Raw genomic sequence first — 14,411 nt, 5'->3', positions numbered from 1 at the left:
CGCCGGGTTGGTGCGGTAGAATGCCGGACCGTCGTCCGGCCCGATCAGCCAGCCGTCGCCGCCGTCTGTGCGCTCGACGGGATCTCCGTTGTCGTCGAAGAACTCGTCGCGACGCCTGGCGATCCAGACGGCGAGGCGGGCTTTTTTGCGTCTTCTCCCGTGGGGAAGATCGCGGTCAGGATCTGCGCGCCGACGATGGCGGCATGATCGGTCGGCAGCCGGTCGATCAGCTCGTCGGGCACCTCGCCGCCGACACGCTTGAACGGCACGCGCTGGCCGTCGCGACCGATCACGTCGCGCCAGCCGGTCAGGAACAGGCTGCAGGCGACGCGCGGCGAGAGGCTCGCCCACAGCATGCGGCGCTCCAGCTCGCGGGCGTAGGGCGGGTGCAGGCGCCGCAGCATCGCGTCGAGCTGCTCGAGCTGGTCCGCCTGCCGCGGCGACAGCGCGGCCGCGGCCGCCTCCGCCTGCAGACCGGCGAGCTCGGCATCGAGCAGCGCGGCCGCCGGATCATCCTCCGCGGCCGCCGCGCGCCCGACCGCGACCAGCGCGGCGCGGGTGGCGATATCACGGCCGGCATCATCGGCCCGCTGCGCGGCATCGATCAGGCCGAGCAGCGCGGCGCGGTCCTCGGCATCATCGCACAGCGCGTCGATGCCGGCCTTGGCGACCTCGCGCAACCGCGCCGGCGACATCGTGGCGCCGGCGATCGAGGTGACGCGCGCGCGCCACTGCTCGCGCTGCCGCTCGGTGGGCGGCCGGTAGAGGTAGACCGGTGGCGGATCGCCAGTCGCGCCGGGCGGCGTGAAGGTCAGCGCGAGCTTCGTCGATACGGGAGCGGACATCGGATCCTACCAGAGGGTGAGCATGAAGCCGGCGTCGCGCTCCGAGGGCTTGCCCTGCAATTCCTCGCTCACGAAGCCATTCGAATCGCCGTCGTCGTTGGCGGTCAAGGTGACGGCCGGCATGGTGAGGGCGGCGCGGTTGCCGGGTTTGCTGGCGCCGGCGCCCAGCAGCTGGGCATCGACCATGATGTCCTGGCCGCCGCGCAGCTTCGACATCAGGTCGCGGGTCGCCACCGATGTCGCCAGCGGGTTCGCCGTGAAGCGGATGTTGCGATCGACGATCTGCGGCGGCCCGAAGCCCTCGGTATCGTTCGGATCGTCCGGGTACGCCAGCTGGTTGTTGAGCGCCACGGTCATGCGCGAGATGCCGGTCGGCAGCCGGTCGATCGCGAAGCGCGACGCGCGCCACACGCCGGCCCGTGTCGCGTCGTAGGTCGGCGTCGGCATGGCGGCGTCGGCACGCCCCTCGAACAGGGCGGTGATACGCACGTTGAAGCGCCACACGTTCGCGGCGGTCTGCTCGATGGAGAGGTCGCCGACGCCGCCGCGAAAGCGCCAGCGCAGGCCGTCGCGGTACATCTCCCACGAATGGGCCGGCGCATCCGCCGATGTCGGCTGATAGCGCACGTTGGCCGCGATCCCGGCCTTGGTCGTGACGTCGAGCGCCGATCCCATGGTCTTGGTGATGGCGGCCACGCGCGCGGCGCTGTAGTCGCTGGCCACGACATACTCCGGCGCCGCCGGGTTGCCCGAAAGCAGCACGGGCATGCCCCGGTATTGCTGCGCCGTGTTGCCCCAGGGCGCCTGGGCGGTCAGCCCGGTCACGCTGCCGGCGGTCGCGGCCACGGCCGCCACGCCGTAGCGGATCGTGAAGGTCGCGCCCGCCACCTCGGCGGCGAACGCAGGACCTGCATCCAGCCGCGTGAAGTCGATCTGGCCGGCGGCCGAAACCGTGACGATCCCCTCGCCCTTCTGGCCCGCCGCCGTCACGAGATGGAACGGCGTGCCGACCGTGAGCCCCGCCAGACCGGCGCCCGAATCGGTGATGCGGGTGGCGGTCGACAAGGCGATCGTGCTGCCGGTGATCGTCTGCAGCGTGACCACCTCGGCCAGGCCGCAGGCCTTGGCCACCTTGCCCCATTCCGGGGCGACGCCGGGAACGCCCGAACCCTTGACGTAGAGCGGGAACGAGATCTCGCACTGCGCCCCGCCCACGATCGGCGCCAGGGAGTCGAGCGAGCCCGATACCTCGGCCGTGTCGACCACCTGGTTGTTGATCCGCAGCGTCGGCCGCTCGACCAGGATGCCGTCCGTCGTGGTGCTGGGCGCCACGAAGGTGCCGGGCACCGACTCCTGCTTGGCGAGGATCGCCGCGAAACGACTGCGCTTGGCCATGCTCAAACCTCCTCGCGAACGGCGTTCGCGTCGGCCCCGGCCGCGACATCGCCGCCCCCGCCGGCCGGATCGCCGGCGGGGGATCGTTCGCTCTCTCCGGGGGCATTCGGGATGTCTTCCTGACTCAGCGTGCCCTTCAGGGCGCGCACGAGCGGCTCGTCGACCTCGACGAAGGAGCCGACCGGTTGATCGACGCCGTCGCGCCACCACGGCGTCAGGACCTGGACTCGCATCGGATTTCCTCTTGGCTGCTAAAGTTGTGATCTCACGCTGCGGTCGAGCGTGAAGAACTCGATGTCGACGGTCAGGACCGCGCCGATGACGTCGGGATGCCCCGGCACGGTGCCCGGGACCAGCGCGCCAAGGCCGCGCTCCCGGGCGTCCTGGGCCAGCCCGCCGAAGGTGACGTCGTCGTCGATCGCGTCGCGCACCCGGGCATAGATTTCGTTGAGCTGCGTCCCGTCCGGGGCGAAGAGCTCGAGCTCGACGGCCAAGCTGTAGAGGCTCTGGGCCGTGTCGCTCGCGTACGCCGCCTCATGGCCGCCGTCGTACTGGTCGACGGCGGTCCGCTCTGTCTGCGAGTCGCCCGGGTTGCGGCGCAGCGGCACGGCGGCCTGGCCGTCACCCGCCGGCGCCAGGCGGGCGCCGAGGCGCGCGAGCAGCGCGGCGAGGATCTGTTCGCGGACGGCGAGCGGCATGTCAGAGCTTCTTCAGGTCGATGATCCAGGCGGTGCCGGCATCGTCCTGGTCGGGCCTGGCCCCGACCACGAAATCGCCGTCGACCAGTGTGACCGCCGAACCCTTCGCCGGCGACGGCCATACGGACTTCCGGATCTCCATCACCCACGCCGGCGAGGCGAAGTCACCGGCGCCCGAGCCCAGCACGTCGCGCCGCGTCCCGCGCCGCACGATCGCGACGACGGGATCGGGCGACAGCGACGGGATCGTGACGGCCTCGCCGAAAGCCTCGGCGCAGGCATCGTCGACGATGGAGAGGTCGACCGACATGATGGATCAGGTGTTCCGCGCCTTGATCAGCACCTTGGGCTGGGTGCAGAGCAGGATGGGGTTCGCCTGCACCTCGAGGTGGGCCTGCTTGCCGTTCTGGTCCGGGTAGACCCGCGCATAGCGGGGCAGGCCCACGGTGTTCACCGTCTCCAACAGGTCGGCCGGTGCGTTGAAGTGATCGAACAGCCCAGGCGCACCCACCGGGAAGAAATGGGCGTTCGTCGGATCGATGAAGTTGATCGACCCGACCTTGCCCCGGTAGTTCTCGAACGTGATGCCGCCGTAGTTCAGCGTCTCGTAGGCGACACCCTGGCGCAGCTGCGCGGCCTCCTGCTGATTGAGGTAGGTTTCCCGCACTTCCTTGTGGGCGATCAGCTGGTCCCAGAAGGTATCCCCGCACATGGCGTGGATGCGCTGGAAGGTCGTGCCGCCGAGCAGGTTGTCCGTGATCAGCCGGACGACCGCCGTGCACTTCGTGCGCACCGCGCCGGATGCCGGATTGGCATTGTCGAGATCGAAGTCGACCTCAGCTTCCTGGGCGACGTTGAACTCTGTGAACAGGTTGTAGAGCGGCGTGATGCCGTCTGCGTCCATGACGATGCCCTTGATCGCACCGATCCGGTGGAATTCCAGGGTCGCATCGATCTTCGGGGTCATCCGGCCCATGCGGCTGGTAATGGCCTGGCCGACCCCGAGCAGCTGGTCGTTGCTGCCGAAGGCACGCACGTTCTGCACCTCATCGGCATTGATCGTGTCGTCGAGCTGGATGTGCGGCACCTTCAGCATGCGCATGGTGCGCTTCTCGGCGATGTTCTGCTGACCGGGGCCGCCGCGCGGTGTCGCTGCGACCAGGGTGAGGACGCCGTTAAGCTCCTCGATGGCAACCACGGTCGTCGAAATTCCCGACTCATTGAACAGGCCGAGCTGGCCCAGGCGGCCCGGTACGTAGGGCAGCTTGTTGACCGCGGCGGTCAACGAGAGGACATCGAAGCCGGTCCCCTTGAACACGTCCAACATGGTGAAACTCTCCTTCGCCCGGCCGGCGCTATCCCGGCGGGTCGCTCAATGGGCCGCGCCGATCGGACGCGGAGATGGATTGGAGGGGCGCGCTGCGATCAGCGCGCGATGATGCCGGCGCGGGCCAGGTCGGCGTAGGCCTGCGCCTTCTGGCCGGCGTCCGGCGCGCCGGTGAAGACCAGCTCGGCCTTGTTCACCTCGCAGTCGCGCGAGAACGCAACGGCCCGGACGTCGGCCGCGGTCGCATCGACCCCGTCATAGAGAATGCCGACGGCGACCTGGCTGCCGTCCGTGGCCGTCGCGTCGAAATCCGTGTGCTTTACCGTTCCGCCGGACACGGTGATATTGAAGCCGTCGCCGGCGACGAAGTCCGTCGCACCGTCGGCCAGAGTGAACGACAAGCCGCCCCCGTTGAACGCGGCTGCCACGTTGCCGCGGCCGACGAACTTGCCGTCAGGATCCTCGACGATGAAGGATCCGGCATTGGTGGCGGGCTCGGTGATGACCAGCTTGTACACCCCGAGCTTGGCGGCACCGCCGACGGTGATGGCGCCCATGGCACCGTTGCCGACATTGCCGGCGAACGCCACCGCGGCGCCGGCGGCGCCAACGAGCGTGCGGCCCAGGACCGTCATCGCAGACAGGATCCCCGAGCCGCTGACCACGACGATGGCATCACGCGAACGCGCGCCGTTGGCCTCGCTGACGATGGCCTCGCCGGCATACTTGCCCTCGGTCTTCTCGACCATGATGTTCTCTCCTGTGTCCGTGGGGACGATGTCAGCCGCGCGCCGCGTTGCGCTGGGCGTAGAGCGCGGCGACGTCGATGACCGGCGCGGACGATTGCGGCGGCGTGCCGTCGACCGGGTTGCGGTCCACGGCGTCGGCCTTGGCCTTGGCCAGCTTGGCCCGCACGTCGTCGACGCTGGCTTTCGCGTTGATAAAGCCCAGCGCCATCGCCGGCAGACCGGCAAGCGCGCACAGCTCGACGATCGTCTTGGTTCGCGACGCCTCGGCCTGGGCGGCCGCTGCCGTCGCCTGGTCCTTGGCAGGCTCGGCCGGCGCAGGTGCGCCTTCGGATTTCGTATCGGCCGGCGGCGGTGCCGGCTGCTTGTCCTCATTCACGGCCGGGTCCTCGCCGGCCGTCGCCTTCTTCGTCATGTCCGGTTCTCCGGTCTTCCTGGCCGCGTAACGCACGGCCGCGTTGGCCGGCCGGCCGGCCGCCACTTCCTCGAGCTCCGCAAGCGTGTCGTCGAAGCTCATCACGTAGTCCGCCAGGCCGAGATCCACCGCCTCGGCGTCGCGGAACAAGTCCGCCTCGGTATCCAACGCCGCCTTCTGATCGATGCGGCCCTGGCGCGCGACAAGATCGGCGAACATGCGCCGACCGTCGTCGATGTCCTCCTGGAGGCGCGTGCGCGCGTCCTTGGTCAGCGGCGCATGATCCCAGCCATCGATCTTGCGCTTGCCGCTGTAGATCGCGCTGTATTTCAGGCCGCGCTGCTCATCCTCCCCAGACCGGTCGACATGGATGGCGAGCATGCCGATCGACCCGACATAGCCCATCCGCGGCAGGGTCAGGCGGCCGGCCGAGCCAAGGACCCCGTACCCGGCCGAGGCGGCCAGGCCATTGGCGCAGGCCCAGACCGGCTTGACGGCACGTGCCGCCATGACCTTGTCGGCCAGGTCGAACATCCCCATGGCCTCGCCGCCTGGCGTGTCGCCATCGAAGAGGATCGCGCGCACCGCGCCATCCTGCACAACAGCGTCAAGCGTCGCGCCAAGGCCTTCGTACGTCGCGAAGCCGCATACTGCCGCCAGCCAATCGAAGCGCTGCGCCAGCGGGCCCACCACGGGGATGACGGCGACGCCGCCCGGCGTCAGGCAGTACTCCCCCATGCCGTCGGCGACCTGCACCATCTTGCCGCCGGCGATTGCGCCCAGACGACGTGCCATGATGTCGGCACGCGAAGGCAGTGCTTCGCCATCGTCATCATCAAAGGCGCCGATGACAATGCGCTCACCTAGCGCATCCATGATCGCCTTCAGCCGTGGCGGGTCGATCGCAAGCGGCCGGCCGAAGAGCCGCGCCGCCACGCGCGGATACGCGAAGCGCTGCATTGGTCGTGTCCTTGCGTCAGGCGGCGGCGGAAGCTTCGTCGGCACTGAACGCCTTAACGAGGCGCATCAGTGATGCCAGGTTGTCGTTCAGTTGGCGTCCGGCGCCAGGCTCATCGTCCATCGGCGGTCCGCCATTATCGCCGATCCCGGGCGCGCTCGACGACAGACCGAAGCTCTGCTCGCGATCCCGGTCGTCACGGCGGTCCTCGTCGACCTGCTCGGGGTCGCCGCCCATCGCCTTGATGACGCTGCTGCGGGCCTTGAGCCCGGCGACGATCGCGAGGATTTCCGCCTTGATGTCCTTGAAGGGATCGACCCACTCCCACTTGGGCGGGATCCACTCGACGACAAGGTACGGCTTCGGGTTGGAGGCGTAGTCCGGCAGATCCAAGGCGCCGGCCAGAACCGCTGCATCCAGGAACCAACGCCACACCGTGCGGCAGAGCTGGAACACGAGCACCGAATGCTGGAACGCCTCGATGCTGCGCCGAAACTTCAGCATGCCCTGGCGCAGGCTGGAGTAGTTGGCCTGCTTCAGGTCGCCAGTGCCCTCGTAGTACGGGATCCCCAGCGCCATGAAGACCTGCAGCAGCGTCCGGTACTGGAACGGCTCGTACGAGGAGCCAGAGTCCGCGGGCGTCGAGAACTTCACATCCTCGCCCGGCAGCAGGACCTTCATCGTCCCGGGCTCCAGCGTCGGCACCGCGATGCCGTCAGCGTCCTTCGCCGCCTCCTCCGCGGCCTTGTCGTAGAGATCGCCGTCGGGATCCGTCCGGGTCACGAAGCCGGCATGCAGGGCGGCCGTCTTCTTTCTTTCCAGCTCCGCGTCATCGTAGCCGTCGAGCACCCACAGCTTGACCATGGCGGCGCTGAAGCGCGTGAGACCGCGGATCTGGCCCGCCTCGACGGGGTCGAGAACGTGGATCACCTCGCTGGCCGGCACCCGCACCCGTTCGCCGCTGCGGGCGAGCGACACCGTCGTGTCGCCGGGATGCTCCTGCCAAAAATGGTACGCCACCCGCCGGCCAATGCGGTCGAACTCGATACCCTGGCGAATGGCATTGCCGTTCGGCGCCGTCGTGGTGAAGTTGGGATCGAGCATTTCCGACGGCAGCATCTGCAGCTGCAGCGGCACCGTCAGACCGTCCGACAACAGGCGTGGCCGCTTGCGGAAGAACACCTCGCCGGCGATGTAAAGCTCGCGCGACGCACGCCGCGTCTGCCCGTAGAAATCGGTCAGGCCCTCGGCGTCGGACTCATCCGTCCACGCGCGCCACAGCTCGTGGCCCTTCTTCCGCTGCCGGGCGCCCTTGACCTTCCAGGCTGGCATGATGCCGGTAGCCACCGATGCCGACGCCCACGCCTCGATCGCGCCGGCGGCATAGCCGTTGTTGCGCCCAAGGTAGCGCGACCGCGCCAGGACAGTGCCGCCCGAACCCGCGATCAGCGTGTTGACGTGTGCGCGCGTCGGCAGCCATGTCGACAGGCGACGGCCCGTGCGTCCAGCTTCCAGGCCAGTATCGATCGAGGCCTGGCGCGGCAACGGCGCGCTGCCGGCGGCGACCCGATACCGCGGCTTGGCCATCATGGACATCACAGACCCTTGGTCGAGACGAAGCGGAACTGCCGCACAGGCGCCTTGCCGGCAGCTGTACCAAGCTCACCTTCGATCATCGTGAGCGTGCGCTGCATCTCATCGAGACTCCGGTAGCGCACGCGCTTGTTGTCGTGCTCGACCTCGAGCACGCCCTGGGCGATGGCCTTGCGGATGCGGTCGGCGTCAGTCTGCGTCCAAGCCATCGCAGTCACCCCATCATGCTCGAGCGGCCGACGCCGCGGCGGCGGAAGAAGCGGCGCGGTTCGGATACGGTAGCCGCGGCCGGCGGTGTCGCCGTGCGCGGCGCGTTCATAAGGTCCTCGAGGTCACCCTGGGCCGGCGCAGCCGGCCCCTCGCGCTCCTGCTCGAGCCGGGCCCAGATCGCGTCGGGCAGACCGCGGATGCCCCAGTTGTTCGCAGCCGTCTCGGCCTGCAGCATCGTGTCGAGCGCCTCGTTGGCCTGCGCCGGATCCTTCACCCACCGATACACCGTGAAGCCGTATTTGCTGAGACGTTTCACCGGCTGGCGACGTTCGGCCGTCAGCTGCCGGAAATACTCGTCGTCGAGTCCGCGCGGGAAGGCGACGAAGCCCTTCGCCAAGGGATCGTCCTTCGCCAGATCGCGGTACAGCGCCATCTTCAGCACCGAGGCGCCGAAGTTGAAGAAGCGGCCGGCGTACTTCAGCAGCTTGCCAGTCTTGTCGTTGCGCTCCCGCTTCACGCGGGCGATACGCGCCGCGTGGTCCTCGCCGCGGCCGCGCACCATGATCAGCTTCGAGCGCGGATGGCGTCGCGCCCAGTCCCACACATCCTCCGTCCAGGCGTTGCCGTCGATCGCGGCACGATCGATCCCGACACGCCGGCCAGCCTCGTTAAGCCACGTCTGGGCAAGCAAAGCGTCGAGCCGGTCGCGGCATGTCGCATCCGAGATATGACCCGGAATGATTCCGTAGTCGACCACGGCGCGCCGGAAGTCGCGGCCGAAGCCGACCAGCTGCCACTCCACGCGATCGGCCTGGCAGTCGATGCCGAGCGCGGTCACCAGGTAGGTGTGCGGGATCGTGCCTTTCGTGTAGTGCGCCGCCGCGGCGCGATCCCGCAGCTTCTCCCATGGCGGCGCTTCACCCTTGGTCTGGTGCGCCTTGCCGGCCGTGTCGTTGAGGAACGTCTGTTCAGCGGCGCTGTCGCCGCGAACATTGAGCCACTCACGCGCGATACGTGCCCAGCTCTGCAGGTACGAATACGCGCTCCAGATCCAGAAGCTGCGGTGATACCGCTTTGCCTTGGGATTGTGGGCACGCCACTCGAAGCCGGCGAGCAGCTCGGCGCGATGGTGCTCCTCGATCGGGAAGCCGCAGGCCACACAGGTGAAGTGCGCCTCCTCCGGCTTATCCGGATCGAGGGTGGCCAGCATGTTCTCCCACTCCAGGACCTGCATGTGCCGGCACTGTGGGCACGGCACATAGGGCATTTCCTGCGAGCCGGCCTCGAAGCTCTTGGTGATCCGGCACCCCGGCATCACCAGCGGCGTCGAGCACTTGAAGATCTTCGCGAACTCGTCCGCGCGTGACCGGCTGTTGGCCTGCAGCTCCGGATCGCCGGCGGCGTTCGTTTCCCACTTGGCCAGATCGTCCTGCACCTGCCGGTGCATGGTAACCTGCGACAGCGATGCGGGCGAATTGGCGCCGCTGATCAGCAGCGCACCGAGCCCGTCACGGTGTTCCTTCAGGAAAACCGAATCAGCGCCGTCGCGGCTTTTCTCCGGGAAGATCCTGGAGAGCGCTGGCGTGCCGCGGATGAACGGCTTCAGCTTCAGGCGCGACCAGCGCCGCGCATTGTCCTCCGTCGGATGGGTGAAGAGGAAGTCGCACGGATCCATCACCATGGATCCGCCGGTGAAGATGTTGGCGATCACCGTCTTGCCGATCTGCGCCGAGCCCATCAGGCTCACTTCACGGCACGGATCATCCGGCGACAGCGCCCGCAGGATCTCGTCAAAGTACGGAAACAGCTTGCGGTTATACTTGCCTGCGAACGGGCTTTCCCGCTTGCTGAACTCGATGTTCTCCTCGGCCCATTTAAGGTAGTCGACCGGTGGCGGTGGCGCCAACCCGACAGCCAGCGCGGCGAGCACCAGGCGGGCCGGGTTGGCGATAGTGCACCTCATGCGGCTGTCGTCCCGTCATCGTCCGCGATCGGATCGTCCGTCGAAACGGTAACCGTTTCCGGTTCGTCATCGACCGCGGCCTGCGCGGCTTCCGCGGCCTCGGTACGGAACTTGCGGTACTCGGCGCGCAGCAGATGAAGCACATCGCGCTGCGGCACCTTGAACTCGGCAGCCAGCGCCGTCGCGAAGTTTGCCAGCGCACCCTCAAAGTGGCTCACCAGCTTCGCGATCTCGCGCCCGACCTGCTGGCGAACGGCGTTCGCATCAGTGAGCCGGCCGGCGTCGATCGCTTCCTGGCGTTCGGCCTCGCGGTTGGCGCGCTGCAGCTGGATGAGCCGCTCGCGCGCGATCTGGTCGTTGACGTTGTACAGGTTGGACGGCGGCGCGCCTGGATCGCCGACGACTGCAGGCGCCGGCTTGTCGAGCTGCGGCGGCGCCTGGAGATCCAGGCGCGTGGAGAGACCGTTACCGTAGCGCTGGTTGACGTCGAGCGTCCGGTTCAGCTGGGCACACGCGACGGCTTCGCGGATCTGCGCGCTTCGGCCCTCGCCGACAAGAGCATCGCCGCCGATCTTGCCTTTGCTGATCCATTGCGACACTCGGCCTGGCGAGACGTTGCGACGACGCGCGAACTCGGCCTTGCTGATCACATCACTGACAGCAGCGTGCATGACCAGCACCGAAGTGAACTTTAGGCCGATTGAAGAAGCTCTTTAGGCTTCCTATTTAGATATTTAGGCTTCCAAAAACCGCTGCGACTAGCGAACCCGCGCGCCCAAGCTCCCCGTATTCGCGCAGGTGCCGGAAGGACCCAAGCCCTAGGGGTGCGGCGCAGCAATCACTAGCCCTGGCCCTCGACTTGCGACCTGCGTCGGACGCGGACCGAGCCATGCACCGAGGACAGAGGCCTAGGCCTAGGGGTACGTCGCGGCAATCACTAGCTCTGGCCCTCGATTTGTGACCTGCGTCTGATGCAGGCCGAGCCATGCGCCGCGATGCGCGACGCGCCGAGGGAGACTGAACTCTAAGCCGCAAATGCAAACGCCCGGGCGGTTTTTCCCGCTCGGGCGTTTTGGCTCGACACACTTCTCAAGCCTGACGGGAAGATGCCGGTAACCTTCGACGTTGTCAACCAACGTGGATGCGACGTGCCGTGGCGTGAACGACGCGCGCCGGCTCGACCACGCCAGGCTGCACAGTCTGCTCCGATCGATCGACCTCATCGCCTCGCATGAAGCCACGGCCCCGAGGAAACCAATGCTCGGCCAACGCATCGAGCGCGAGCCGGAGGCGTTGACCCGCATGCAGGGCGTCCGCGCGCTTCACCTGTCCGTCGTGACCGAACAGCATCCGTGCCACGTCCTCGATCGTGTGGCCCTCGACCACAACAAGCCGCACGATCCGCTCATCCATCAGACCGAGGATACGGGCGGCATCGCGCAGCCGTTCTGCCGCTAGCAGCTGCGCCATCGTTGGCGAGCGCCCATCGGCGCTGCCCGAGCCGATGCGCGACTGGTCGAGCGCGCACGGCATCGAGCCGCCGCAGTCATTCCACCACTGCCGATAGGACAGGCCAGCCAGCTGCTGCCGCCCGTCGATCTGGCCACGTCGGTGCAGCAGGTCGATCGTGTCCTGTGCCCGCTTGGCCTCGACCTTGCACACCGCGGCCGCCATCTGCTTGCGGGTCTGCTTCGTGCGAGCCAGCTCGGCCCGACGCGCATCGACCACGCGCTGCACCAGATGCGCACCGTCGTCGCCGCGACCATAGACGCGCCGGATCTCGGCATACATTGCTTCGCGCTCTGCCTCCCGGCGCTGTGCCCGGGCGAGCGCCGCGCGGTAGCGACGAGCATTGCTCGCCAGCCAGGACTCGTGATCGTCGCCATAGAGACGGCGGATCCATCGATACATCGCGTCTCGTGTCACCCGGAACGCCCGTTCCGACACCGTTCCAGCACTCGTTCCGGTCTTACCCATTTGACTCTCCTTACTAAAACGATGAATCGGAACGGTGGAACGCTATTCTTGACTGTGTGCAGCACACGCGCGCACGCACACACATGCCTGTGATGGCGATGGCCGAATGGCGTTCCGGCGTTCCGATCCGGGGAAAAAGGGCCGCAGCACAAAGGGTTGGGCCGGAACGGATGCCGGAACGGCGTCGGAACGAGCGTTCCGGCCGGTCATGTTTCGTCCAGCGTTGGGAGGTATTCGGAGGGGATCTTTCGCCCTCGCGACTTCACTCCAGCGTACTGCAATGGGGGATGCGCCGACGTCGCGGCCCAATCCTCAAGGACCTGCGCCCACTTGCCGTTCCGGTACGGCGTACCCTCGAAGATCTTCAGCAGGCCCTTGTGCTTGTTGGTGTTTGCGACCGCAAGCCAAGCGTCACTCCATGCCCAGTGGTCCTCGCCCTTGATCAGCCGCAGCCCCAGAGGGGGCAGGCGTTCGCGCGCTTGGTGCGCGTCGATCGCCTTCGCATCGCGGGCCCTGGCCACGATCTGGCCGATCGTCTGACGGGAACCGCCCGACCACGTGAGGTGGTCTTCTGTTGCGAAGAGGACGTTAAGCAAGTCGCGCACATCGGGGTCCATGTCGTCGTCGACATCGCTTTCGGCCGCCGGAAGATGGTCGAGGTACTTGCGCATGCCCTGGCACAGCGCGTCGTCGGCCGGATCATCGCCCGTCAGGGTCCAGAAGCCGGCCACCAGGTGACCGAGCTGCGTCGCGTCACGCTGCGAGGTGCCCCAGCCGATCAGGGTGGCGCGGGCGCGCCGCGCATTCTCGCGATAAAGGCCGACGCTGCCGACCATACGGGCGCGCAAGGCGGGCGAATGCCGGCCAAAGTCATCGATCAGACCCGCGATACGCTCGACTGCCGCGGCACGCTCGGCCTTTTCTGTATCGTCGGCCGGCGCCTGATCGTAGAGCTTCAGCGCACGCAACATGGTGATGCGGTTGAGATCTTGTGGTCGCATCGCCTCGCGCATGGTGGCCGCCATGATCACCGAGCCACTCAGCCGGATCTCGCGCGTGTCTCCGCCGCCGGAGCTACGACCGCCGCGACCGCCGTCCGTGTCGCTCATGAGACGGATCATTTCCGTGAGCCGCCTCAGTCGCTCTTCGTCGGTATCGTTCTCATACTCGTCGAGGCAAATGGCCCGGGCCTGCAACGATAGCGACGACTGGATGTAGGCGGCCGTTACGTTGTTCAGCACGCCGTGCGAACCGGCGCCAAGTGTCGCGTCGGCGAGGCGCAGCAGGGTGGACTTTCCCGCGCCGCTCTGCGCCCGCACGAACACATGACAATGCCACGGCACGGCGTTGCCCAGCATCGAGTGGGCCAAGACGCCGGCGAACAGCTCCGGTTCAGTGTTGGGGTTGGACCAACGCCATTCGCCCAGCGCAGTCACGAGCGCCTGGCCGACGTCGGCGGACGCCGGGTCGTAGCGCAGCACGCCAGCCTCATCGCGCACGGTGGCCGGCCGCTGCTGCGCGGCCCAGGACCTGTAGAGTGCCGTCCCGATCTTCATGCCCGGCGGCTGCAGGCGCCCGCCGATGATCAGCACGTCGCCGCAATGCACGATCGGCACGCCATCCGGCCCATCCCACACGCCTGGCCCCCGCAGGGCGATAGACGTGTCGAACTGGCCGGCTTGGCCGCACATCCAGATCAATTCGACCGCGAGCGCCTCGGTGTCCACAGGGATGCCCCCACCACCGCGCTTCGGTAGCCGCCAGAAGTGGCGCATCGGCCAGCTCATATCGCCACCGAACAGTTCGGCTATGACCCCGACACGCGGCAACGACGATGAAGACACCTTGCGGTACTCGTGGCGCGCCGAAATGAAATGCATCACGCCGTCGTCAAATCCGAGCGCTCTGACCGGGCATGGATCTGGCGCCCCGTCGTAGAACCACACACCATCTGCCGTTCGCATCGACCGCCGATCATCTGACGGTTCCTTGTCGTCCGGCGGCGGCGTCGATCGCTGCGCAAGATCGTCGGGCGCATAGAGCGGGTCGCGCGGCGGTCCCGCGCCATTCTTGCCACCATCGTTGTCGCTGCTCCCCGCCACGATCCCTCACCACCCTTACGCTGCTAGAACAACTCGCCCGGCCGCCGCGGCACCCGGCACATGCACCGCCTTCGCCGGCGGCGGCTGCGCCGCGGCCACCGGCGCCAGGCCGGCCGCTGCCCTGACCTCATCGCTGTGTGCCTCGCATGCCCACAGATACGCATGCGAGCCGTCGGCCCGCT

The 14,411-nt window shown here is 67.7% G+C and carries 14 protein-coding genes; all 14 read right to left on the bottom strand.

Annotation, left to right across the window (positions count from 1 at the left end):
- Nucleotides 1-44: 44 nt before the first annotated feature.
- Nucleotides 45-845, bottom strand: coding sequence for a hypothetical protein (locus FHP25_RS25070; RefSeq protein ID WP_147849717.1), 801 nt, complete (start codon nt 843-845; stop codon nt 45-47).
- A gap of 6 nt (nt 846-851) precedes the next feature.
- Entirely contained in the window at nt 852-2,240 is a 1,389-nt protein-coding gene (locus FHP25_RS25065; protein WP_147849716.1) for a hypothetical protein, read from the bottom strand.
- 2 nt (nt 2,241-2,242) lie between these two features.
- The gene (locus FHP25_RS25060; RefSeq protein WP_147849715.1) at nt 2,243-2,473 is read right to left on the bottom strand and encodes a hypothetical protein; all 231 of its coding nucleotides are present in this window, start codon (nt 2,471-2,473) and stop codon (nt 2,243-2,245) included.
- 18 nt (nt 2,474-2,491) lie between these two features.
- Nucleotides 2,492-2,938 (bottom strand): hypothetical protein, encoded by a 447-nt coding sequence (locus FHP25_RS25055; RefSeq protein ID WP_147849714.1) that lies wholly within the window; start codon nt 2,936-2,938, stop codon nt 2,492-2,494.
- Nucleotide 2,939: 1 nt separating this feature from the next.
- The gene (locus FHP25_RS25050) at nt 2,940-3,248 is read right to left on the bottom strand and encodes a head-tail joining protein (RefSeq protein ID WP_147849713.1); all 309 of its coding nucleotides are present in this window, start codon (nt 3,246-3,248) and stop codon (nt 2,940-2,942) included.
- Between the two features lie 6 nt (nt 3,249-3,254).
- Complete coding sequence (locus tag FHP25_RS25045) at nt 3,255-4,265, bottom strand: major capsid protein (protein WP_147849712.1); 1,011 nt, start codon at nt 4,263-4,265, stop codon at nt 3,255-3,257.
- 98 nt (nt 4,266-4,363) lie between these two features.
- Nucleotides 4,364-5,014: a head decoration protein gene (locus tag FHP25_RS25040; RefSeq protein ID WP_147849711.1), complete on the bottom strand. Its 651-nt coding sequence runs from the start codon at nt 5,012-5,014 to the stop codon at nt 4,364-4,366.
- 31 nt (nt 5,015-5,045) lie between these two features.
- Complete coding sequence (locus FHP25_RS25035; RefSeq protein WP_147849710.1) at nt 5,046-6,386, bottom strand: S49 family peptidase; 1,341 nt, start codon at nt 6,384-6,386, stop codon at nt 5,046-5,048.
- Between the two features lie 16 nt (nt 6,387-6,402).
- Nucleotides 6,403-7,974: a phage portal protein gene (locus FHP25_RS25030; protein ID WP_231712465.1), complete on the bottom strand. Its 1,572-nt coding sequence runs from the start codon at nt 7,972-7,974 to the stop codon at nt 6,403-6,405.
- A 5-nt stretch (nt 7,975-7,979) separates the two neighbouring features.
- Nucleotides 7,980-8,186, bottom strand: coding sequence for a phage head-tail joining protein (locus tag FHP25_RS25025; protein WP_147849708.1), 207 nt, complete (start codon nt 8,184-8,186; stop codon nt 7,980-7,982).
- 5 nt (nt 8,187-8,191) lie between these two features.
- Nucleotides 8,192-10,150: a phage terminase large subunit family protein gene (locus FHP25_RS25020; protein WP_147849707.1), complete on the bottom strand. Its 1,959-nt coding sequence runs from the start codon at nt 10,148-10,150 to the stop codon at nt 8,192-8,194.
- Nucleotides 10,147-10,821 carry a hypothetical protein gene (locus FHP25_RS25015; protein WP_178133768.1) on the bottom strand — a complete coding sequence of 225 codons (675 nt, stop codon included), beginning with the start codon at nt 10,819-10,821 and terminating at the stop codon, nt 10,147-10,149. Before FHP25_RS25015 ends, FHP25_RS25020 begins: the two co-directional genes overlap by 4 nt.
- A 457-nt stretch (nt 10,822-11,278) precedes the next feature.
- A complete protein-coding gene (locus tag FHP25_RS25010; RefSeq protein ID WP_147849705.1) occupies nt 11,279-12,127 on the bottom strand; it encodes a hypothetical protein in 849 nt (282 codons plus the stop codon).
- Between the two features lie 206 nt (nt 12,128-12,333).
- The gene (locus FHP25_RS25005; protein ID WP_147849704.1) at nt 12,334-14,229 is read right to left on the bottom strand and encodes a hypothetical protein; all 1,896 of its coding nucleotides are present in this window, start codon (nt 14,227-14,229) and stop codon (nt 12,334-12,336) included.
- Nucleotides 14,230-14,411: the final 182 nt, after the last annotated feature.

The organism is Vineibacter terrae (assembly GCF_008039615.1).
In the GTDB taxonomy this organism is placed as follows: domain Bacteria; phylum Pseudomonadota; class Alphaproteobacteria; order Reyranellales; family Reyranellaceae; genus Vineibacter; species Vineibacter terrae.
Note: the sequence above shows the minus strand (reverse complement) of the source record. Positions and strands in the feature narration are given on the sequence as shown.